Annotated in this window: 22 protein-coding genes; 14 read left to right on the top strand and 8 right to left on the bottom strand. The window is 71.8% G+C overall.

Features of this window, described 5'->3' with window-relative positions:
- Positions 1-156 precede the first annotated feature (156 nt).
- Entirely contained in the window at positions 157-387 is a 231-nt protein-coding gene (locus LQ222_RS21160; protein ID WP_230168836.1) for a hypothetical protein, read from the top strand.
- A gap of 12 nt (positions 388-399) precedes the next feature.
- Here LQ222_RS21160 and LQ222_RS21155 read toward each other — a convergent pair whose 3' ends face one another.
- Genes LQ222_RS21155 through LQ222_RS21140 form a run of 4 tightly spaced genes read right to left on the bottom strand, consistent with a single transcriptional unit; the run spans position 400 to position 3,926 of the window.
- On the bottom strand, positions 400-1,770 hold the full coding sequence (locus LQ222_RS21155; protein ID WP_230168835.1) for an MmgE/PrpD family protein: 1,371 nt from the start codon (positions 1,768-1,770) through the stop codon (positions 400-402).
- Positions 1,771-1,780: 10 nt separating this feature from the next.
- The gene (locus tag LQ222_RS21150; protein ID WP_230168834.1) at positions 1,781-2,755 is read right to left on the bottom strand and encodes a hydroxyacid dehydrogenase; all 975 of its coding nucleotides are present in this window, start codon (positions 2,753-2,755) and stop codon (positions 1,781-1,783) included.
- A gap of 12 nt (positions 2,756-2,767) precedes the next feature.
- The gene (locus tag LQ222_RS21145; RefSeq protein ID WP_230168833.1) at positions 2,768-3,370 is read right to left on the bottom strand and encodes a thiamine pyrophosphate-dependent enzyme; all 603 of its coding nucleotides are present in this window, start codon (positions 3,368-3,370) and stop codon (positions 2,768-2,770) included.
- Between the two features lie 4 nt (positions 3,371-3,374).
- Positions 3,375-3,926 (bottom strand): thiamine pyrophosphate-binding protein, encoded by a 552-nt coding sequence (locus LQ222_RS21140; protein WP_230168832.1) that lies wholly within the window; start codon positions 3,924-3,926, stop codon positions 3,375-3,377.
- 86 nt (positions 3,927-4,012) lie between these two features.
- Between LQ222_RS21140 and LQ222_RS21135 the strand changes: the two genes are divergently transcribed.
- From LQ222_RS21135 to arfB, 3 genes are read left to right on the top strand one after another with little or no spacing between them, the layout of a single operon-like run.
- Positions 4,013-5,377: an ethanolamine ammonia-lyase subunit EutB gene (locus LQ222_RS21135; protein WP_230168857.1), complete on the top strand. Its 1,365-nt coding sequence runs from the start codon at positions 4,013-4,015 to the stop codon at positions 5,375-5,377.
- On the top strand, positions 5,374-6,084 hold the full coding sequence (gene eutC, locus LQ222_RS21130; protein ID WP_230168831.1) for an ethanolamine ammonia-lyase subunit EutC: 711 nt from the start codon (positions 5,374-5,376) through the stop codon (positions 6,082-6,084). Before LQ222_RS21135 ends, eutC begins: the two co-directional genes overlap by 4 nt.
- On the top strand, positions 6,081-6,506 hold the full coding sequence (gene arfB, locus LQ222_RS21125) for an alternative ribosome rescue aminoacyl-tRNA hydrolase ArfB (protein WP_230168830.1): 426 nt from the start codon (positions 6,081-6,083) through the stop codon (positions 6,504-6,506). Before eutC ends, arfB begins: the two co-directional genes overlap by 4 nt.
- Positions 6,507-6,533: 27 nt before the next feature.
- On the opposite strand, the gene LQ222_RS21120 is transcribed toward arfB, so the two are convergent.
- Positions 6,534-7,268, bottom strand: coding sequence for an SDR family NAD(P)-dependent oxidoreductase (locus LQ222_RS21120; RefSeq protein ID WP_230168829.1), 735 nt, complete (start codon positions 7,266-7,268; stop codon positions 6,534-6,536).
- 138 nt (positions 7,269-7,406) lie between these two features.
- On the opposite strand from LQ222_RS21120, the gene LQ222_RS21115 reads away from it, so the two are divergent.
- Positions 7,407-8,666, top strand: a complete 1,260-nt coding sequence (locus tag LQ222_RS21115) for a glycosyltransferase family 4 protein (protein ID WP_230168828.1) — start codon at positions 7,407-7,409, stop codon at positions 8,664-8,666.
- Complete coding sequence (locus LQ222_RS21110; RefSeq protein WP_230168827.1) at positions 8,663-9,661, top strand: asparaginase; 999 nt, start codon at positions 8,663-8,665, stop codon at positions 9,659-9,661. Before LQ222_RS21115 ends, LQ222_RS21110 begins: the two co-directional genes overlap by 4 nt.
- Here the strand turns inward: LQ222_RS21110 and LQ222_RS21105 are convergent.
- Positions 9,645-10,748 (bottom strand): M20/M25/M40 family metallo-hydrolase, encoded by a 1,104-nt coding sequence (locus tag LQ222_RS21105; protein ID WP_230168826.1) that lies wholly within the window; start codon positions 10,746-10,748, stop codon positions 9,645-9,647. The genes LQ222_RS21110 and LQ222_RS21105 overlap by 17 nt on opposite strands.
- A 52-nt stretch (positions 10,749-10,800) precedes the next feature.
- Here LQ222_RS21105 and LQ222_RS21100 point away from each other — a divergent pair, with 52 nt between their 5' ends.
- The 5 genes from LQ222_RS21100 to ispH all read left to right on the top strand — a co-directional run bounded on the left by LQ222_RS21100 (position 10,801) and on the right by ispH (position 16,054).
- Positions 10,801-11,925: a pyridoxal-phosphate dependent enzyme gene (locus LQ222_RS21100; protein ID WP_230168825.1), complete on the top strand. Its 1,125-nt coding sequence runs from the start codon at positions 10,801-10,803 to the stop codon at positions 11,923-11,925.
- Positions 11,925-13,430, top strand: coding sequence for a M81 family metallopeptidase (locus tag LQ222_RS21095; RefSeq protein WP_230168824.1), 1,506 nt, complete (start codon positions 11,925-11,927; stop codon positions 13,428-13,430). The genes LQ222_RS21100 and LQ222_RS21095 overlap by 1 nt, the downstream gene beginning before the upstream one ends.
- Positions 13,431-13,459: 29 nt before the next feature.
- Positions 13,460-13,918 (top strand): hypothetical protein, encoded by a 459-nt coding sequence (locus LQ222_RS21090; RefSeq protein ID WP_230168823.1) that lies wholly within the window; start codon positions 13,460-13,462, stop codon positions 13,916-13,918.
- A gap of 4 nt (positions 13,919-13,922) precedes the next feature.
- Positions 13,923-15,029, top strand: a complete 1,107-nt coding sequence (locus LQ222_RS21085) for an alanine racemase (RefSeq protein WP_230168822.1) — start codon at positions 13,923-13,925, stop codon at positions 15,027-15,029.
- A gap of 98 nt (positions 15,030-15,127) precedes the next feature.
- Positions 15,128-16,054 carry a 4-hydroxy-3-methylbut-2-enyl diphosphate reductase gene (ispH, locus tag LQ222_RS21080; RefSeq protein ID WP_230168821.1) on the top strand — a complete coding sequence of 309 codons (927 nt, stop codon included), beginning with the start codon at positions 15,128-15,130 and terminating at the stop codon, positions 16,052-16,054.
- A gap of 12 nt (positions 16,055-16,066) precedes the next feature.
- Here ispH and LQ222_RS21075 read toward each other — a convergent pair whose 3' ends face one another.
- The gene (locus tag LQ222_RS21075; RefSeq protein ID WP_230168820.1) at positions 16,067-17,692 is read right to left on the bottom strand and encodes a hypothetical protein; all 1,626 of its coding nucleotides are present in this window, start codon (positions 17,690-17,692) and stop codon (positions 16,067-16,069) included.
- A 190-nt stretch (positions 17,693-17,882) separates the two neighbouring features.
- Between LQ222_RS21075 and LQ222_RS21070 the strand changes: the two genes are divergently transcribed.
- Entirely contained in the window at positions 17,883-18,848 is a 966-nt protein-coding gene (locus LQ222_RS21070) for a tripartite tricarboxylate transporter substrate binding protein (RefSeq protein ID WP_230168819.1), read from the top strand.
- On the opposite strand, the gene LQ222_RS21065 is transcribed toward LQ222_RS21070, so the two are convergent.
- Entirely contained in the window at positions 18,849-20,114 is a 1,266-nt protein-coding gene (locus LQ222_RS21065) for a DUF4010 domain-containing protein (protein ID WP_230168818.1), read from the bottom strand. It lies immediately after the preceding gene.
- A gap of 80 nt (positions 20,115-20,194) precedes the next feature.
- Here LQ222_RS21065 and LQ222_RS21060 point away from each other — a divergent pair, with 80 nt between their 5' ends.
- Both LQ222_RS21060 and LQ222_RS21055 read left to right on the top strand, forming a co-directional pair.
- Positions 20,195-21,013, top strand: a complete 819-nt coding sequence (locus tag LQ222_RS21060; RefSeq protein ID WP_230168817.1) for a molybdopterin-synthase adenylyltransferase MoeB — start codon at positions 20,195-20,197, stop codon at positions 21,011-21,013.
- 79 nt (positions 21,014-21,092) lie between these two features.
- The gene (locus tag LQ222_RS21055; protein ID WP_230168816.1) at positions 21,093-21,464 is read left to right on the top strand and encodes a DsrE family protein; all 372 of its coding nucleotides are present in this window, start codon (positions 21,093-21,095) and stop codon (positions 21,462-21,464) included.
- Positions 21,465-21,672: the final 208 nt, after the last annotated feature.

Raw genomic sequence — 21,672 nt, 5'->3', positions numbered from 1 at the left:
GCGCGCGGCCGCGTCCCGCCGCAGGCGCGCAACGGTATCGCGCCAGGCACGCACGGCGATATTGCGCCAAAGGCGCGCGGCCGACGCGCATCACACCCCCACGCGCCTGACGCGAAACCGGCCCGCCCCCCACGGCGCGGCTGAGGAGAGACAGACATGGCCGCGAAACCCGGCAGCAAATCCGCCTTCGTGCTGTTCGACGTCTTCTACGAAGACGGCAGCCGGCGTTCCAACCGCAAGGTCCCGGCCGAGATCCTCGGCGGGCTGGACGGCGACGAACCCGCCCGCAAGGTCATCCAGGAACAGGACAACGAGATCGCCAAGGCCTCCGGCAAGGCGCCGCTGGCGATCTCGCAACTGGTCCGCGTGGGCGCGAAGAAGAAGTAGGCCGCGGCGCCGCTATTCCGCGGCGCGCGCCTGGTTCACCACCAGGGGCACGATCCCGGGCAGGGCCTTGCCTTCCCACAGCTGCGCCAGCAGCGCCTTGGCCTGCGCGGCGCCGATCGCATCCGACGTCAGCTCCAGGAACTTGTCCGACAGGTCCTGGTCGGACAGCGGCGCGTCGGGGTCGCCCTTGCGGGTGTGCTGGTGGCGGTTCAGCACGCGGCCATCCTTCAGGCGGATCTCGACCTTGGCCGACCGCTTCGACGGGAAGGCGGCGGCGCATTCCGCATCCAGCGCCACCGTGACGCGCGGCATCAGCGCGCGAATCGCCGGGTCGGTAATGCGGGCCGGCTCGAAGGCCGCCAGGCGCACGCCGCCATGCAGCAGCATCGTCGCCACCGTGAACTGGGTGGAGAAGCGGCAATCCTGCTCGGTCTGCGCGGTGGGGCGGTCGCAGACCTCCTTGGTCGCCTTGTAGCCGCCGACGGCGACGCTCACGACGTCCTCCGGTTTGAAGCCGTTCTCCAGGTGCAGGTCACGCACGGCATCGAGCGCGGCGAAGATATGCCCGCAGCAGCCATGGTTCTTGAAGGTCATGTCGGTGATGGCGAAGGGCTTGCCAATATTCGCCAGCGGCTTGTCCCACTTGCCGGTGTCCTCGCTGGTGGCGGCGGCGAAGCCCGCGGAACCGTGCAGGACATCGAGCGCGCCGGTCATGCCCTTCGCAGCCGACATCGCAGCCAGCGCGCCGGCCTCGGCGGCGTGGCCGGGATGCAGCGGCTTCGACATGCCCTCGCCGCGGAAGGCCTGCTGCAGCCCGCCGGCCATGGTGGCGGCGGTGGCGATGGCATGCGCCGTGGGGTTCGCGTCGCACTCCAGCAGCACCGCGACCGCAGCCGCCGCGCCGAAGGTGCCGACCGTGCCGGTGGTGTGCCAGAAATCATAGTGCGAGGGCTGTACCGCGAGGCCGATGCGGCACGACACCTCGTAGCCCGCGGCCAGCGCGCGCAGCAGCCCGTCCATGTCGGTGCCGCGCGCCTGCGCCGCCGCCAGCGCAGCGGCGATGGTCGGGCAGCCCGGGTGATAGACGGCGTAGCGATAGATGTCGTCGAACTCGACCGTATGCGACGCCGTGCCGTTGATCAGCGCGGCATGGCGCACCGGCACCCGCCGGCCCGACACGTAGCAGACCGCGCCGCCACCGCCGCGCGTCTCGTCCTCCAGCGCCGCCGACATCAGCGTGGCGGGTTCGCGCCAGGCGCCGGCGAGCAGCGCGGCGAACCAATCCACCAGCGCGCGGCGCGCGTGATGCGCGACATCGCCCGGCAGGTCGCGCGACCGCCAGGTGGCGGCGTGGTCGGCAAGGACGAGAAGCGGATTCGTCATGGCGTGCTGCTCACGCGTTGCCGCGGAGCACCTCCTTGTTGATGACGACGTCGGGGTCGAGCTGGCCCTTCAGATGGGCGAAGATGCTCTCGGCGCAGGACAGGCCCATGCGCCGGGTGGACTGTTCCGTCGCCGCCGCCGAATGGGGCGAGACGACGACGTTGGGGAAGTCCAGGAAGGGCAGCTTGGTGGTGACCGGTTCTTCCCAGAAGACGTCGAGGCCGGCGGCACCCAGGTGCCCGGACTTCAGCGCATTGGTCAGCGCCGCCTCATCGACCAGCGTGCCGCGCGCCGTGTTGATATAGGCAGCACCTGGCTTCATCGCCGCGAAGAAGGCGGCATTGACCATGCCGCGCGTCTCGGTGTTGGACGGGCAATGCGTGGTGACCACGTCGGCGGCGGCCAGGCCTTCGTGCAGCACCTTCACCGGCGTGAAGCCCGCGCCCTTGATGGTGTTCTGCGGGATGTAGGGGTCGTGCACCGTCACGTTCATGCCGAAGGCGGCGCACAGCCGCGCGACACGCCCGCCGATCCGCCCGAAGCCGACCACCAGCACCGTCATGCCCGCGAGGTCGAGCGTGCGCAGCGCCGGCTTCGGGCCCCAGTCCAGCGCCTTGGTGTTGGCGTTGTAGTCCACCGTGCGGCGCGCGGTGGTCAGCATGAGCATCATCGCGTGCTCGGCGACCGACACGGCATTGGCGTCGGGTGTGACGGTCAGCGGGATGCCGCGTTCGGTCAGCGCCTCGACATCGACGGCGTCGTAGCCCACGCCGTGCCGCGCGCAGATGCGCAGCGCCGGCGCATTCGCCAGGAAGGCGCGGTCGATCTTCGTGGCGCGCACGATGATGGCATCCGCGGTCTTCATCGGCTCCGCCAGCGTTTCCGGCGTCACCGGGTCGAGCATGGTGATGGTGTAGCCGGGCTCGGCGCGCAGCCGCGCCATGGCGTCGGGGTGCAGCGGGCGGAGGCAGACGATGTGCGGCATGATGCGGCCCGTTCAGAGCTGGTGATGCGCCGCGGGGCCGAGCATGGCCTCGCGCATGCGGTGCTGGATGAAGGCGCCGTCGCGCGGCGGCAGCACCAGCTTCTTGCTGGTCGCGTCGATCTTCGCCACGGCGAACAGCGGCCCGCCGCCGGCATGGATGGCGGCGTGCAGCGCGGGGACTTCGCCGGGCTGCGTCACGAACATGGTGCGCGGGAAGCCCGCACCCTTGGCCATCGTCACCAGGTCCACGCCGTACTTCGTCGCGGTCTCCTGCATGCCGGTCTCGCCGTAATGCTCGTTGTCCTGCACCACGATCGACAGGTTGGCGGGCTTCTTGACCGCGATGGTCGCCAGCGCGCCGATGCCCATCAGCATCTCGCCATCGCCGGTCAGCACCAGGACTTTGCGGTCGGGCTGCGCCAGCGCGACACCCAGGCCGATCATGGCCGCGCCGCCCATCCCGCCCCACAGCGGCAGGTTCAGCGGATGGTCGCCGACGGCGGTGATGTCCCAGGCCGGCGCGCCGAGCCCGGCGATCACCACCATGCCGCCGCGATCCGCCAGCAGCGCCTTTGTCAGTTCACGACGATCCAGCTTTCCAGACTCAGCGAGCATCGTCTCAGTCCTTGCCGAAGGTCTTGGCGCCGATGACGCGCTGGCCGATCAGCGTCGCGGTCGGGCGGAAGGTGTTGAAGGCCATGCGGATGGTGGCGTCGACCGTGGGCGCGATGTCCTCGGGCGTGTCCGCGCGCTGCACCAGCGTGCCCATGGCTTCCAGCACGGATTGCGTGGCGCGGCCCATCGGGATCTGCGCCGGATTGAACTCGCCGAAGTCGCCGCGCATCGTCACCAGCATCGGCATCGGGCAGCGATGGATATGCGACAGCGACAGCATGTTGATGCAGTTGCCCACGCCGGAGGACTGCATCAGCAGGATGGCCTTGTCGCCGCCCAGCCAGGCGCCCTGCATCAGGGCGATGCCTTCTTCCTCGGTGGTCAGGGTGGTGACGGTGATCTCGTTGTCCGCGAGGCAGCGCTTGATCAGGCGGGAATGGCCGGCATCCGGTACCAGGCAGACCTGGCGGATCTCGTGCTTCTTCAGCAGGTCAAAGATCTGATCCGGCCAGGACGCGCTCGCGTCCGGGGCCTTGTCGATCGCGTCGGCGTCCATGCGTTTCCTCGGCAGATGGCTTGCCGCATCCTAGGCACGCAGGCCGGGCTGGCAAGCCGCCCCCCGGTCGCGGCATCATGACCGCCATGCCCTTCGCGCAGACCCTCGGCGGCACGCGGTACGTCTTCGACGACCTGAAGACACTGCTGGCGCGCGCGTCGCCCTTCCGGTCGGGCGATGCGCTGGCCGGCGTCGCAGCCGGATCGGCGGCTGAGCGTGTCGCGGCGCAACGTGCCCTGGCCGATGTCCCGCTGGCGCGGTTCCTGACCGACGCCGTGATCCCCTACGAGGCCGACGATGTCACGCGCCTCATCATCGACCGCCACGATGCCGCCGCCTTCGCGCCGGTCCGCAGCCTGACGGTGGGCGGCTTCCGGGACTGGCTGCTGGCCGCGCCGCCGGATGCGGTGACGGCGCTGGCCCCCGGCCTGACGCCCGAGATGGCCGCTTCCGTCAGCAAGATCATGCGCGTGGCGGACCTGATGCAGGTCGCGGCGAAATGCCGCGTCGTCACGCGCTTCCGCAACACGCTGGGCCTGCCGGGCACGCTGTCCATCCGCCTGCAGCCGAACCACCCGACCGACGACCCGCGCGGCGTGGCGGCCGGCGTGCTCGATGGCTTGCTTCTCGGTGCCGGCGATGCCGTGATCGGCGTGAACCCCGCCACCGACAATATCGACGCCGTGATGGGCGTGCTGCGGATGCTCGATACCGTGCGCGACCGCTTCGCCATCCCGACCCAGACCTGCGTGCTGGCGCATGTCACCACCACAATGCTGGCGATGCAGCGTGGCGCGCCGGTGGACCTGGTGTTCCAGTCGGTCGGCGGGACACAGGCGACCAACGCCTCCTTCGGCGTGACGCTGCCCCTGCTGCGCGAGGCGCGCGAGGCCGCTCTGGCGCTGAAGCGCGGCACGCTCGGCGACAACGTGATGTATTTCGAAACCGGCCAGGGCAGCGCCCTGAGTGCCGAGGCGCATCACGGGGTGGACCAGCAGACGCTGGAAGCGCGCGCCTATGCCGTGGCGCGCGAATACGCGCCGCTGCTGGTGAATTCCGTGGTCGGCTTCATCGGCCCGGAATACCTGTTCGACGGCAAGCAGATCCTGCGCGCGGGCCTCGAGGACCATTTCTGCGGCAAGCTGCTCGGCCTGCCGATGGGCGTCGATGTCTGCTACACCAACCATGCCGAAGCCGACCAGGACGACATGGACGCGCTGCTGGCCTGCCTGGCGGTGGCCGGCGTGACCTATGTGATGGGCGTGCCCGGGGCGGATGACGTGATGCTGGCCTATCAATCGACCTCCTTCCATGACGGGCTGACCGCGCGCGCCATGCTGGGCAAGCGTGCCGCGCCGGAATTCGAGGCGTGGCTCGACCGCATGGGCATCGGCGGCGATGGCGAGGCCATCCCGGCGCGGCTGTCGCCGGCGCTGATCGGCCTCACGTGACGGCGCCCGCCCAGTGGCGCGACCTGCGCCGCTTCACCGATGCGCGGGTCGGGCTGGGGCGCGCGGGCACGGCGCAGCCAACGGCGGCGCATCTCGACTTCCAGGAAGCACATGCCCGCGCGCGGGATGCCGTGTGGTCGGCGCTGGACGGCGCGGCGCTGGAAGCCGCCCTCGCGCGGCCGGCGATCCGCCTGCGCAGCGCGGCGGCCGATCGGCGCGAATACCTGCTGCGCCCCGACCTCGGCCGGCGCCTGCCGGAGGGCACCGTCCTGCCGCACGCGCCGGGCAGCATCGTGCTGGTGGTGGCCGACGGGCTCTGCGCCACCGGCGTGCAGCGCCACGCGCCCGGGGTGCTCGACCTTCTGATGCCCGCCCTGCCGCTGCCCGCCGGCCCGGTGGTCATCGCCGAACAGGCGCGCGTTGCGCTGGGCGATGCGATCGGCGAGGCGATGGGCGCCGCCGCCGTGGTGATGCTGATCGGCGAAAGGCCGGGGCTGTCCGCCACCGACAGCCTGGGCATCTACATCACCTGGGCGCCGCGGCGCGGCCGCACCGACGCCGAGCGCAACTGCATCAGCAATATCCGCCCCGGCGGCCTGACCTATGCCGAGGCCGCGGCCAAGGCGACCTGGCTGCTGCGCGCGGCGCAACGGCTTGGCGCCACCGGCGTTGCGCTGAAGGACGACATGGCGCTGGCCGCACCATGACCATCCGCGTCACCGCCCGCATCGCCATCGACGAGGCCGAGCTCACCGAGGATTTCCTGCGCGCCTCCGGCCCCGGCGGGCAGAACGTCAACAAGCTCGAGACCGCGGTGCAGCTGCGCTTCGACGCCATGGCCTCGGTGAACCTGCCGACCGCGTTGAAGGAACGACTGGTCGCGCTGGCCGGCCGCCGCATCACCAAGGACGGCGTGCTGGTCATCACCGCCCAGCGCCACCGCACGCGCGAACGCAACCGGGAAGACGCGCTGGAACGGCTGGTCGCCCTGCTGCGCGAAGCCGCGACGCCGCCGCCGCCGCCACGCCGCGCGACCAAGCCATCGCGTGCCGCCAAGGCGCGCCGCGTCGACGAGAAGACGCGCCGCGGCACCACCAAGCGCCTGCGCAGCACGCGGCCGGACGAGTGATGCCGTCGCGGCGCAGGCGCGCGGCGGTCAGCCCAGCATCTGGCCGCCATCCACCACGATGGTCTGCCCGGTCACCCAGCGCGCCAGCGGGGAGGCCAGGAACAGCGCGACATCCGCCACTTCCTCCGGCATGCCGAGCCGCCCGAAGGGAATGCCCGCCAGGATGCGGTTGTACAGCGCGGGATCGTCGGTGCGCCGCTTCTCCCACGACCCGCCCGGGAATTCGATCGACCCCGGCGCGATGGAATTCACCCGCACACCGTCCTTGGCATACATCGCGGCCTGCGACGCCGTGTAGTGGATCACCAGCGCCTTGACCGCCGCATAGGCCGGCGAACGCGTGGTGGGCTCCAGCCCGGAGATCGAGGTGGTGTTGATGATGCACCCCTTGGACCCGCGCAGCGCCGGCAGCGCGGCATTGGAGGCCCGCACCGTCGCCATCACGTCGATGTCGAGGCCCCGCTTCCAGGCCTCCTCGGTATCCGGCGCGCCGAAGCCGGAGGCGTTGTTCACCAGCACGTCGATGCCGCCCAGCGTCGCCGCGGCCTCCTCGACCCACGCGGCGATCTGCCCGGCATCCGCCAGGTCGGTGGGGCGGGTGTGACGCACGCCCGCGGCGCGCAGCGCATCGAGGTCGCCGGCGCCGCGCGCGCAGGCCGACACCTGCGCCCCGGCCGCCGCGAAGCCGAGCGCGATCGCCCGCCCGATCCCCCGGCTGCCGCCAGCCACCAGCACGCGCCGCCCCGCGAAGTCGAACCCCATGACCACCATCCCTTGCCCGATCGCCCGCATCCTGGCCCCGGCGCGCCGCCGCCGCCAGACGGCCCGTTGCCGCGCCGGCGGATTGGCGGCATCAAGCAACCGGGACGCGCCGCGGGCGCAGCACGGGAGGCGGGCTTCGTGGTCCAGGCGCTGTTCATCCACCAGAACTTCCCGGGCCAGTACCGGCACCTCGCACCCATCATCTCGCGCCGCAAGGGCGCCCAGGTGATCGGCCTGGGCGAGCGCGCCAACACGTCGCCGCCGGGGCCCCAGCACCTGCGCTACCCTGCCCCCGAGGGCGCCGGCGAGAAGACGCATCGCTACCTCCGCCCGGTCGAGGCCGCGGTGCGTCGCGGCCAGTCCGTGGCGCGCGCGCTGGTCGGGCTGAAGCAGAAGGGCTTCGTGCCCGACATCATCTGCTGCCATCCCGGCTGGGGCGAAGGGCTGTATCTGCGCGACGTGTTTCCCGATGCGAAGCTGCTGCAGTACTGCGAGTTCTACTACCGGTCGACCGGCGGCGACGTGGGCTTCGACCCCTCGCAGGAGGTCACGCTCGACGAGATGGCGCGCGTGCGGACGCTGAACATGACGCAGTTGCAGTCGCTGGAGGCGACCGACTGGGGGGTTTCGCCCACGCTGTGGCAGCGCAGCCGCTACCCGGAGTTCATCCGCGCCAAGACATCGGTCGTGCATGAAGGCGTCGATGCGAACTTCGCCACGCCGAACGGGCCCACCACGGTGAAGCTGCCCGATGGCCACACCGTCACGAAGGGGCAGGAGGTGGTGACCTTCGTGTCGCGCAACCTCGAACCCTATCGCGGCTTCGACATCTTCATGCGCGCGCTGCCCGAGATCCTGGCGCGCCGCCCGAATGCCCACGCCGTGATCGTGGGTGGCGAGGAGCGCGGCTATGGCCGCGTGCCGACCGACGGGAAATCGTGGAAGGCGACGATGCTGGAGGAAGTCGGCGCGAAGCTCGACATGGCGCGCGTTCACTTCACCGGCCGCATCCCGCATGAAGGGCTGGTGGCGCTGTTCCGCATCAGCAGCGCGCATGTGTACTACACCTACCCCTTCGTGCTGTCGTGGTCCCTCGTTGAGGCGATGGGCTGCGAGGCGCTGGTCATCGGCTCCGACACGCCGCCGCTGGCGGAGGTCATGCGCCACGAGCACAACGGCCTGATGCTGCCCTTCTTCGACCACCAGCGCATGGCCGATGCGGTGGTGGACGCGATCGCCCATCCCGACCGCTACATGCCGCTGCGCCGCGCGGCGCGGCAGACCATGCTGGAACGCTTCGACCTGCACGCGCATTGCCTGCCGCAACAGGTGCGGCTGTTCGACGCGGTGCTGGAAGGCCGCCCCGGCAGCAGCGCCATCCCGGAGCCCGCGCCATGACCAGCCCCTTCGTGCCGATGGCGGAGATCCGCCGCGGCGGAATCCTGGAGAGCCTGCATCACGGCGTCGCGGTGGTGGCGGATGCCGATGGCCGCATCCTGCAATCCTGGGGCGATCCGTCCTTCGTGACCTTCCCGCGGTCGTCGCTGAAGCCGTTCCAGGCGATCCCGCTGGTCGAGAGCGGCGCCGCCGATGCGGCGGGGCTGACCGAGGAACACCTGGCGCTCGCCTGCGCCTCGCACGGCGCGGAGGACTTCCAGGTCGCGCTGGTCCGCGGCTGGCTGGAACGGCTGGGGCTGAACGAATCCGCGCTGGTCTGCGGGCCGGACCTGCCACGCGCGCAATCCGACCAGATCGCCGTGATCCGCGCCGGCGGCGACCGGTCGCGCGTGTTCCACAACTGCTCGGGCAAGCATTGCGGCTTCCTGACGCTGACGAAGCATCTCGGCGCGCCGCTGGGCTATGCGGACCCGGCGCATCCGGCACAGCGCCTGTACCTGGAGGCGTTCAGCGAGCTGCTCGGTGAGGATGCGACGCGCCTGCCGCGCGGCGTGGATGGCTGCGGCCTGCCGGCGCTGGCGCTGCCGATGGCGGCGATGGCGCGCGGTGCGGCGCGCTGGGCCGCGGCGCGTGTCGCGACACAGGCACGCCGCACCGCGATTCGCCGCCTGCAATCGGCCATCCGCACCTATCCGGACCATCTGTCGGGCCGCGGGTCCTCCACCGGGAAGATCGTGCGCGCCAGCCAGGGCCGCGTGCTGCTGAAGGGCGGCGCGGAAGGATATGTGGTCGGCTTCGTGCCGGAGGAAGGGCTCGGCATCGCGGTGAAACTGGCCGATGGCACGGCGCGCGCGAAGATGGGCGTGTTTGCCGCGCTGCTTGGCAGGCTCGGCCTGGTGGATGCGGCGGATGCGCTGGCGCAGGATGTCGAAGGCATCATCAACGACAGCAATGGCAAGCCGGTCGGCGAGGTGCGCGTCAGCCTGCCGGCGTAGCCGCGAGCATCCTGCGGAACAGCGGCACCGCCGCGACCAGGTCCGCCACCGCCACGCATTCATGCGGCGTATGCGCGGTGGCGATGCTGCCCGGCCCCATCACGATGCAGGGCGCGAGGTCCTGCAATTCGGATGCGTCGGTGCCATAGGGGGCGGTGCGCGCGGGCTGCCCGGTCTCGCGCACCGCGAGTGCCACCAGCGGATGGTCGGCCGGCAATTCGGGCGGCGTGCCCTCGCGCTTTTCGGTCAGCGTGACACCGGTGCGCGCGGCGGCGTCGCGCACCGCCGCCTCGATCGGCGCGTAGTCCACGTTGCGGCTGCGGCGGAATTTTATGCGCGCGGTCGCCTTCGCCACCGTCACGTTCACCGCCGTGCCGTGATTGTCGACGATCAGGTTGAAGTCGCTGAAGGGCGGGTCGTAGCCGGCATCGTGGAAGGCCGGGTCGTGGCGCAGGCGTTCGAAGACCGCCTTCATCTCGGCCAGGAACGGGATCAGCACCCAGTTCGCATTCGCCCCCTGCCCGGTCGACGAATGCGCCTGCACGCCGCTCGCCACCGCGGTGTATTCGATATGGCTGCGGTGCCCACGCACCGGCAGCAGCCCGGTCGGTTCGGCGACGATGATGCCGCGCAGGCCCAATGCGCGCGCGGCATCGCAAGCCGCAACCGCGCGCGCGCCCTGCTTGCTGGTCTCCTCGTCGGTGGTGATCAGCAGCGTGGCGGGCATGCTGTCCGGCAGGCCGCGCGCCGCGACGATGCAGGCGGCGACCGGCCCCTTCATGTCCACGCTGCCCAGGCCGTGCAGCATGCCGTCCGCCACACGCGGCGACCACGGATCGATCCAGCCGGTCTCGGGCACCGTGTCCATGTGGCCGGACAGCGCCAACCCGCCGCGCGGGCCGCGATGCGCCACCAGCGCGCGCTTCGCCACGCCATTCGCATCGGCATAGTCCACGCGTGTGACGTCGAAGCCGGCCAGTTCCGCCTCGATCCGTTCGGCCAGCGGGATGTTGGACACGGAGGACCGGCTGTCGATCGCAACCAGATCGGCGGCCAGGCGCAGGACGGCTTCGGCATCATCGGTCATGCGCGCAGCATCCCTTGCCGGGCGCGCCCGGGCAAGCGAGGCTGCGGCCGCCATGACCGACATCGCCTATCTCGACCCCCGCACGGGGCGCACCTATCCGCTCGACACGCCGCGCTGGTGCGGGGATGACCAGGCGCCGCTGCTGCTCACGCCGCTGCCCGGCATCACCCGCGCGGCGATCCGCACGGAAGACCGCTCGCTATGGCGCTACGCCGCCGCGCTGCCTTTCATCCCCGACGACCCGATCACCATGGGCGAGGGCTGCACGCCGCTGGTGCCACGCGTGATCGGCGGTGCCTCGGCGCTGGTGAAGTGCGAGTGGTTCGCGCCCACCGGGTCGTTCAAGGATCGCGGCGCATCCGTGATGCTCTCCCTGCTGCGCGCGCAGGGCGTGGCGGCGGTGCTGGAGGATTCCTCCGGCAATGGCGGCGCCGCGGTCTCGGCCTATGCGGCGGCCGGCGGCATGGCGGCGACCATCTTCGTCCCGGCCAGCACGTCCCCGGCCAAGACCGTGCAGTCGCGTGCGTCGGGTGCGACCATCCGCCTCATCCCCGGCAGCCGCCAGGATTGCGCCGATGCCGCGCTGGCCGAGGCCACCAGCATCTTCTACGCCAGCCACAACTGGCATCCCTTCTTCCTGCACGGCACGAAGACGCTGGCCTATGAACTGTGGGAAGACCTCGGCTTCACAGCGCCCGACAACGTCATCGTGCCCTGCGGCGCGGGGTCGAACGTGCTGGGCTGCGGCATCGGCTTCGACGAATTGCTGCGCGCCGGCGAGATCACGCGCCTGCCGCGCATCTTCGCCGCCCAGCCGGCGAACTGCGCGCCGATCGCGCGCGCCTTCCTGGGCCTTCCCGCGGTGCCGGCGCAGCCCACCATCGCGGAGGGCACCGCCATCGCGCAACCGCTGCGCAGCCGCGAATGCGGCGAGGTCCTGGCACGCTCCGGCGGCAGCGCGGTGATGCTCAGCGAGGAGGAGATCGCGGCCGCCACGCTCGACCTGGCGCGCACCGGAATCTATGTCGAACCTACCTGCGCCCAGGCGGCCGCCGCTTTCGCGCGGCTGATCGCAGCCGGCACGATCCGCGCCGACGAGACCACCGTGATCGTGCTCACCGGCACCGGCCTGAAATCCACGCCGCGCATCGCCGAGATGCTGGGAGTGCCCCTCTGATGCCCGCACCGCGCATTGCCATCCTGGGCTTCTCGATCGAATGCAACCGCTTCGCGCCCCCCGCGCGCCGCGCCGATTTCGACGGCCGCTGCTACCTGGAAGGCGCCGACATCCTGGCCGAGGCGGCAAAGCCCGCGCCGCGCGCGCCCGCGGAACTCTCCGGCTTCCTGGCCGGCATGAACGCGACCGGCGACTGGATGCCGCTGCCCGTCATGATCGCCGCCGCCGAACCCAACGGCCCGGTGGACCAGGGTGATTTCGACGCCATGCTGGCGACCTGGCACGCCGGTCTCACGGCCCTGCGCGGCCAGGTGGACGGCGTCTATTCCATCATGCACGGCGCCGGCCTGGCCGCGCACGACCACGACCCCGAGGGCACGCTCCAGGCCCTGGTGCGCGAGGTCCTGGGCGACATCCCCTTCGTCTGTTCCTACGACCTGCACGCCAATGTGTCGGACCGCATGGTCGCGACCGTCGATGCTTTCGTGGGCTACCGCACCAACCCGCATCTCGACATGCACGAACGCGGTGTGGAATCCGCGCAGCTGCTGCGCCGCTTGCTGGCGGGCGAACGCTTCCACCGCGCCCATCGCCGCCTGCCGATCGTCTCGCCGCAGACCGCGCTGCTGACCGCGCAGGGGCCCTATGCGGAGGTGATGAACCTCGGCCAGGAACTGGCGGCGAAGGACAATCGCATCGTGAACGTGTCGGCCATGGCCGGGTTTTCCTATGGCGACACGCCGTTCAACGGCTTCTCGGTGATTGTCACCGCGACCGACCGCGACGCGGCGGAGTCCCTGGCGCAGACCCTGGCCGAAGCGGCCTGGGACCGCCGCGCACGCTTCGTTGCGAACCTCACCAGCCTCGACGAGGCGGTGCGGCTGGCGAAGACCAGCCCGGTGCCGCTCGCCTTCGCCGATGTCGCCGACAATCCCGGCGGCGGCGGGCGCGGCAACACCATGTGGATCCTGGATGCCTTCCACCGCGCCGGCGTGCAGGACGCGATCATCGGCATCATCGCCGATGCGCCGCTGGCGGCCGAGGCCCATGCGCTGGGCGTGGGCGCACGCTTCACCGCGCAGTTCAACCGAGCCGTCGCGGCCGACGACCCGTTCTCCAGGCCCTTCGCGGCGGAGGCCGAAGTGCGCGCGCTGTCGGATGGCGACGTCACCGGCCGGCGCGGCATCTATGCGGGGCGCTCCGTGCGCCTTGGCCGCACCGCCTGGCTGCAGATCGGCGGCATCGCCGTGGTGGTCATCGAAGGGCGCACGCAATGCGCCGATCCGGTGTTCCTGGAACACCTCGGCCTCGACATCGGCCGCGCGCGCGCCGTGGTGATGAAGTCGCGCGGCCATTTTCGCGGCGGCTTCGACGAGTTCTTCAAGCACGAGCAGATCGTGGAAGTGGACTGCCCCGGCCTGACCTCGCCCAACCTTGCCACCTTCCCCTGGAAGCACCTTCCGCGCCCGGTGCTGCCGATGGACCCCGAGGCGCGCTGGCCCTAGGAAGATCGCCCCCGATCCGGAGACGCTTCATGCGCCCCCTGCTGCTTGCCCTCTCCCTCGCTATCGCCCTGCCCGGCGCTGCCTCCGCGAACACCGCCCTGTGCACCGCGCTGCACCAGCTGGTGCAGGCCGCGCAGTCGCGCTTCGACTGGATGCCGCGCACCGGGCGCAACATCCCCGGCTCGGTCGAGGAACGCCACGGCACCCTGCAGACCCCCGGCGGCGCGCCGCGCGGCGTGTTCTACGCGGTCATGTCGCGCCACGACCCGCGCCAGCGCCCCGACCCCACGCAGGACCGCTTCCGCGCCCTGCAGCACGAGGTCGGCGCCTGCCTGACCGATGCCTCCTTCCAGGGCGTGACCGAAGGCACGGGCACCGCGCAGGCGTCGTGGAACACGCCATACGCCGTGGTCGGCCTGCGCCGCGCCGATGGCGGGCGGGAGATCCAGGATTCACTCGTCGAACTCTCCATCGCCTCACGCTGGTGACGCCATGACGCTGGATGACCTGCCCACGCCCTGCCTCGTGCTCGACCTGTCCATCCTGCAGCGCAACCTGGCGCATATGGCCGCCGCGGTGGCGCGGCATCCGGGCCTGGTGCTGCGCCCGCACATGAAGACGGCGAAGTCGATCGCGGTCGCCGACCTCGCCGCGCCCGGCAAGGGACCGATCACCGTCAGCACGGTGGCCGAGGCGCGCTACTTCGCCGGCGGCGGCTTTCGCGACCAGATCTACGCCGTCGGCATCACGCCGGCGAAGCTCGACGCCATCGCCGCGCTGAACGCGCAGGGCGGCGACGTGAAGGTCATCACCGACGATGCCGATGTCGCCGCCGCCATCGCCGCGCATCCCGGGCCGCTGCGCGCGCTGGTCGAAGTCGATTGCGGCGAGGGCCGCGGCGGCGTCGCGCCCGATTCCACCCTGCTGACCGAGATCGCCGGCCGCCTCGGCGCGCGCTGCGCCGGCATCATGACCCATGCCGGGCATTCCTACGCCGAGCGGTCCCGGCAGGGCCTGGAAGCGATCGCCGAGGCCGAGCACCGCGGCGCCGTCACCGCCGCCACCCGCCTGCGCGCCATGGGTGCGACGGTCGATGTCGTCTCGCTCGGCTCCTCGCCCACCGCGCTCTATGGCCGCGACATGGGCGGCGTGACCGACGTGCGCGCCGGCGTCTACATGTTCGGCGACCTGTTCCAGGGCCAGATCGGCACGCATGGGCTGGACGACATCGCCGTCACGGTTCTCACCGCCGTCACCGGCCGCAAGCCCGACCGCAACGCCGTGCTGGTCGATGCCGGCGCCATCGCGCTGTCGAAGGACCGCAGCACCGAGAAGGCGCCGAAGGACTACGGCTTCGGCTTGATGCTCGACCTCGACGGACGGCCCAGCTTCGGCGACGCCATCGTGGCGCGCACCCACCAGGAACATGGCGAGGTGCGCAGCGAACACCCCCTGCCCTTCGATGCCCTGCCGATCGGCGCGCTGGTCCGCATCGCCCCCAACCACACCTGCCTGACCGTCGCGGCGCATGACCGCTACTTCGTGGTCGATGGCGGGCGCGACGTCCTGGCCGTGTGGGACCGCGTCAACGGCTGGTGACGATCCCGCTTGTAAGTCCCGGCTGATTGCGGTTGCAATCGCGGCGGGCGGGGCGACATCCCGCCCCGGACACGTCCATCCGGGAGGGGGCTTCAGCAATGCGGGTCGTTCTGGCACAGCCGCGCGGTTTCTGCGCCGGCGTGGTGCGCGCGGTCGAGATCGTCGAGCGCGCGCTCGAACGCTACGGCCCGCCGGTCTATGTCCGGCACGAGATCGTCCACAACCGGCATGTCGTCGAGGACCTGCGCGCCCGCGGTGCCGTCTTCGTCAAGGAGGTGGACGAGATCCCGGTCGGCGCCGTGGCGGTCTTCTCGGCCCATGGCGTGGCCCGCAAGGTCGAGGGCGAGGCCGCGCTCAGGCGGCTCGATGTGCTCGACGCCACCTGCCCGCTGGTCACCAAGGTCCATAACGAGGGCCGCCGCTACGCCGCCCAGGGCCGCACCATCATCCTGGTCGGCCATGCCGGCCACCCCGAGGTGATCGGCACCATGGGCCAGATCGACGCGCAGGTGCACCTGGTCGCGACCGCCACGGACGTGGTTGACCTGCCGCTGCCGCGCGACACCAAGGTCTCCTTCGTCACCCAGACCACGCTGTCGGTCGACGACACGCGCGGCGTGATCGCCGCCATTCGCGCGCGCTTCGACGACGTGACCGGGCCCGACACGCGGGACATCTGCTACGCCACGCAGAATCGCCAGACCGCGGTGCGCGAATTGGCGGCCATCGCGCCGGTCGTGCTGGTGGTCGGCGCGGCGAATTCGTCGAACTCCAACCGCCTGCGGGAGATTGCCGCGGAATGCGGGGCGCAGGCCTACCTGATCGCGGATGCCTCCGCGCTCGACCCGGCCTGGCTGGACGGCGCCGTCGCGGTGGGCGTCACCGCCGGTGCCTCGGCACCGGAACGGCTGGTCGAGGAGCTGGTGGCGCGGCTGCGCGGGCTCGGCGCCACATCGGTCGAGGCGCTGCCCGGCATCGTGGAGGATGTCACCTTCCGCCTTCCCGCCAGCCTCGCCGCGGAGTAGCGCCGCTGGCGGTCAGATCGGCGCGCCACGCTGGCCGCGCAGCACCCGGGCGGGCGAGACGGTGCTCGGCGGCAACTGCACGGGGGGCTCGGACACCAGCCTTGTCGTGCCCGGGGGGTCGAGCAGCTCCGTGGTGAGGCGGTTGGCCTCGCCGTCGCAGGAGCGCGGCAGGAAGCTCGCGGGCGGATTTTCCAGCTCGATCGCCTCGATTCGCTGGGCTTCGCGGGAATTTCTGCAGATCAGCTCGTGTACATTGCGCAGGGGCCGCGGCGTCTGCGTCTCTCCGGGCGGGTTCAGGATGCGGCCGCAGGTATGCAGCGCCCGGTTCATCTCGCGATCCGCCACATCCTGGCTCGTGGCGGCGATGAACAGGGAGCGCGCGACGGTGAAGTAGACGGGGGTGCCCATGCCGACCGCAACGGGCGTGGGAAAATCCTCGGCCAGGGAAAGGCCGCCGAAGCTGCCGACACCCAGGCTGAGGCGCGCACCCGGCGACGTCGGCAACGATTCGGCGAGCGCGACCTGCGCGGCGCGGAGTTGGGCCGCGAGCGCGCCGGGGTCAGCGGCGCCGCCCACGGTGGCGGGGACGGCTGCGGGCACGGTCGGGATCGGGGCCGGGGAGACCTGCGCGAACAGCGCGGCCAGGCTGGCGCCGCCGAGCAGAGCCTGCGTCCTGGTCTGGCTGAATTCGTACTCGACGCGCCTCGCGTAGATGATGGAATTGGCCAGAGCGATGAACATCGACAACCGCTCAAGGTCAGACGACCGCGCCCGGCACAGGCGGCTCGCGGCGTCCTCATCCATGGTGTGGACGTAGCGGATCAGCCGCGTGGGTGGCAGATTGGCGCGCGCCCACGCCATGCGCAGGCGTTCGAGGTTGTCCATCGCGATGTTCTCGTCGATCGACATCGACACCAGGTTGCGCAGCCGGATGGTCACCGCCGCGTGGCGACTGCTGTTGAAGCCCAGGGCGCCCGCGATGTCGGCGACCGGTCCGGCCGCGCCGATCTGTGCGGCGGTCAGGCTGGAGGCGACCAGGCCGGGCACCGCGACGCGGCGCAGGCGCGGCTGGCCGGAAGCTGTGCCGCCGACATCCTGCACAAACAGCGCAGGCCTCGGCGGCGGCGGCGATCTGCGCCCCGTACGCGCGGCCGCTACACGCTGCGGGCAAGGCGACTCCGGCGCGCGCTCCGTGACGGTAGTGGTCGCGCGCGCCGCCGGAGCGGGCCGCGCGACGACGCTCACCGTGCCGGGTACGGTCAGCGTCGCCGTCGCGGTCGCCGCCGGCGCCGGTGCGACAGGCGCCGCGCCGCCGGCCGACGGCTGCGTCCACCTGATCGCCAGGCGTGAGCTCTCCTGCCTGAGCAGCATGTCCTCGAGGTCGCAGGACTCCGCCGCGCCGATCCGCAGCGTGCGGAAGCGTGGGTTGAGATCGGGGTCGGCCTCACGCGTCGAGATCAGGAAGACGTCGCCGATCTGCGCGTCCTCGCGCAGCGGGTACAGCGCCAGCATGTCGAGGCGCGCCATCGCGTCGGACCATTGCTCGGTGACGTCCACATTCGCGGCGTTCGGGGCGCAGCCGCATACGAACAGCATGGCGGCCAGCGCGCCGGCGGGTGCGATGTGGGTGCGGATCATGGCGGCGGCCTTCCTGGGAGATGGCGGGTCACAGGCACGCGTCGTCTTGTGTGCAACCAGATCGTTACAGTCTATCAAAGGCTGCGAATATCGCTCGACAATTGAGTTACACGCCGGCTTTTCCAGGTTGCGGCCGCGAGCTAAGTACAATTCCAGCCCGGCCAATGGGCACCCTGCCGGAGGAACCACCATGCTCACCCGCCGCCGCCTCGCCGCGCTGCCGCTGCTCGCCGCGCCGCTGCCTGCCGCCGCGCAGGCCTGGAACCCGACCCGCCCGATCCGCATCGTGGTCGGCTTCGCCGCCGGCGGCGCCACCGACATCAGCACCCGCACCATCCAGCCGAAGCTGCAATCCCTGCTGGGCCAGCCCATCGTGGTGGACAACCGGCCGGGCGCCGGCGGCAACCTGGCGACCGAGACCGTGGTGCGCGCCGCCCCGGACGGCACCACGCTGCTGATGGGCACGATCGGCGCGCTGGCGATCAACCCGACGCTCTACCCGAACCTGTCCTTCAACCCGCAGGCCGACCTCACGCCCATCGCGATGGCGGGCAGCGTGCTGAACGTGCTGGTGGTGCCGGCCGACCGGCCCTGGCGCACCGTGGCCGACCTGGTGGCGGCGGCGAAGGCGCGGCCGGACACGCTGTCCTACGGTTCCTCGGGCGTGGGTGGCGCGGGGCACCTGGCGGGCGCGCTGCTCGACCAGATGGCCGGGATCAGCACCATCCACGTGCCCTATCGCGGCGGCGGACCGTTGATGACCGACCTGCTGAGCGGCAAGACCGACTTCGCCTTCTCGACCGCGCCGACCGCGCTGCCGCAGGTCGAAGGCGGCCGCCTGCGCGCCCTGGCCGTGGTCACGCCGCAGCGTTCCGCCATGCTGCCCAACCTGCCCACCGTGGCCGAGACGCTGCCCGGCTACGAGGTGGCGAACTGGTACGCGCTGGTCGGGCCGAGGGGCCTGCCCGCGGCCGTCGTCGAGCGCCTGAACACCGCGATGCGCGAGACCATGGCGGATGCCGAGGTGCGCGCGCACCTCGCCCGCCATGGCGTCGAGCCGATGCCCGGCAGCGCCGAGGAACTGGCGCGCTTCATCCGCGTCGAGACCGAGAAATGGGCACCGATCGTGCGCGCATCCGGCGCGAGCGTGAACTGATCAGCGCAGCGCGGCGACCATGATCGCCGCGCCGGCGCCGAGCCCCGCCGCGGACCCCAGCCCGAACAGCACGCCGAAGCGCGCCGACCCTAGCGCCAACGCGTAGCCCGCCTTCGCCAGGATGTTGGTCGCCACGGCGACCGCCACCGCCTGCGCTGCGACCGCCGCCGTGATCGTCGCCGGCACCAGCGCCGGGACGGACAGGGTGATGGCATCCACATCGGTCAGCCCGGTCACGGCGGCGATCAGAATGACGGCACGACCGCCCAGCCATTCCGCGCCGAACTTCGCCAGCGCACCCACGCCGCCGAGCAGCAGCGCCATGCGCAGCACCGCGCCGATCTCGAAGGGATTGGCCGGTGCGGCGGGCGTGTCCCCGGCCGCCGCGCGGCGGCGCGCCAGCAGCAGCGCCACCACGCCCATCCCGGCTGCCGCGGCCAGCAGCGCCGGCCACAGCGCCCGCCCGATCTCAGGCGCGACCAGCAGCGCCAGGCCCGCCGTGCGGAGGCAGGACACCGCCCCCGCCACCAGCGCGCCCGCCGCCAGCGCCGCCGCCGGCCCGTCCCTGGCCGCGGCGGCGGCATTCGACAGCGTGACCGCGGTCGAGGACACCAGCCCGCCGGCGGCCCCCGCCAGCAGCAGCCCACGCTGCCCGCCGCCCAGCTTCACCGCCAGGTAGCCGAGGAAGGAGATCCCCGCGAGCAGGATCGCCAGCGTCCAGACCTTGTGCGGATTGATGCCCGCCAGCCACGGGATCGGCGCATCCGGCACCAGCGGCAGCGCCACCAGCGTCATCGACAGCAGCAGGATGGCGGAGCGCAGCTCGGCCCAGGTGATGCGCGCCATCAGCCCGTGCAGCTGCTCGCGCGCCGCCAGCACGGCGGTCATCGCCACCGCGGCGGCGCCGGCGGCGCGCGCCTCCCCGGCCACGGCCAGCGCGCCCAGCGCATAGGTGCCGATCGCCGCGACCAGGCTGGTGGCGCTGAAGCGGTCCTCGGCCTCCGCCTCCCGCAGGGCGAAAGGCAGCAGCGCCGCCATCAGCGCGAACAGCCCGGCGGCCAGCAACACCGCCCCGCCGGTCGGCCCCAGCGGCGCGGCCAGCGCGGCGACGATGCCGCCCGACAGCCCCACCAGCGCGAAGGTCCGCACGCCGGCGGTGCGGCGGCCGGGCGCGTCGTCGCGTTCGCGCCAGTGGCGCTCGGCGCCGACCAGCAGGCCGATCGCCAGGGCCACCGCCAGGCTGCGGATCAGATCCTCCTCGTTCATCGGCGCATTTCGCGCCGGGCGGTGCCGGGCCGCAAGCGCTCCGCTTGCAGGGCAGGCCCCGCCGCGCCCATATCCCGTCCATGGATCTCGACTTCACCGAGGCGGAGCTGCACCGCTATTCGCGCCACATCCTGCTGGAGGAAGTGGGCGCGACGGGGCAGGCGAAGCTGCGCGCCGCGCGCGTGCTGATCGTGGGCGCCGGCGGGCTCGGCTCGCCGCTGGCGCTGTATCTCGCCGCCGCCGGGGTCGGCACGCTCGGGCTGATCGACGACGACGCGCTGGAACTGTCCAACCTGCAGCGCCAGGTCGCGCACACCACCGCGCGCATCGGCCGCAACAAGGCCGAGAGCGCCGCCGAGACCCTGCGCGCCCTGAATCCCGACACGCGCATCGATATCCATGCCCGCCGCATGGACGCCGAGGCCGCGCGCGACCTCATTCCGCGCTACGACATCGTCTGCGACGGCACCGACAATTTCGCCACGCGCTTCCTGCTGGGCGATGCCTGCCACCTGCTGGCGCGCCCGCTGGTGAGTGCCGCGGTGCTGCGCTTCGAAGGCCAGCTGAGTGTCTTTGCCGGCCATGACGGCGCGCATCCCTGCCACCGCTGCCTGCATCCCGAACCGCCGCCGCCCGGGCTGGTGCCGACCTGTTCGGAAGCCGGCGTCCTGGGCGCCGTCACCGGCGTGATGGGAACCCTGCAGGCGACGGAAACGCTGAAGCTGATCCTGGGCATCGGCGACCCATTGAAAGGGCGGCTGCTGCTGTGGGATGCGCTGGATGCGCGGTTCCGCACCGTCAGGCTGAAGCGCGACCCGGCCTGTGCTTTGTGCGGCGACCACGCGACCATCCGCGACCTGTCGGGCCATGGGTCGACGGCCGCGGTGTGCGCGGCGTGACCGGACGCAAAGCCCCGTTCCCAAAGCCCAGAAAACGGCGGGGGATTCGCGGTCGGTGCCCTCCCCCGACCTGCCTTCCATGACGACCCTCGGCATCCTCCTCGAATCCGGCACCCACGCCCGTGCCCACTACGCCCTGGTGGTCGCCGCCGGCGCCGCGGCCATCGGGCGCGACGTGGTCGTCTTCGCCACCAACCGGGGCTGCCTGCTGCTGGCCGAACCCTGCCCGCTGATGGATGACCCGCGCGAGGCCGCCATCGCCGCCCGTGGCGTCGCCGGCATCGCCACGCTGCGCGCCGCCTGCATCGAGATGGGCGTGCGCCTGATCGCCTGCGACGCCGGGCTGCGCGCGGAGGAGTTGGTCGACATGCCGCTCGCCGCCGGTGTGGAAGTGGCCGGGATCGTGACGTTTCTCCAAGCCCTCGGCGCCGGCCAGGTGGTCACGCTGTAGCGCGCTTGACCCCGCCCCGGCCGCAGGTGGACAGAAGGGCATGACAGCCCCGCGCCGGATCGGATTCGCGTTGCTCGCGCTGCTTGGCGCCGGGCCGGCGCTCGGCCAGGCCACCGCGCCGGGCAGCCTGCCGCCGCCGGTCCGCCCCGGCACCAGCGCCCCGGCCGCGCCGACACCCCCGCCCGCGCCCACAACGCCGCGCCAGGCC

Source organism: Roseomonas sp. CECT 9278 (genome assembly GCF_918698155.1).
GTDB lineage: Bacteria > Pseudomonadota > Alphaproteobacteria > Acetobacterales > Acetobacteraceae > Neoroseomonas.
Note: the sequence above shows the minus strand (reverse complement) of the source record. Positions and strands in the feature narration are given on the sequence as shown.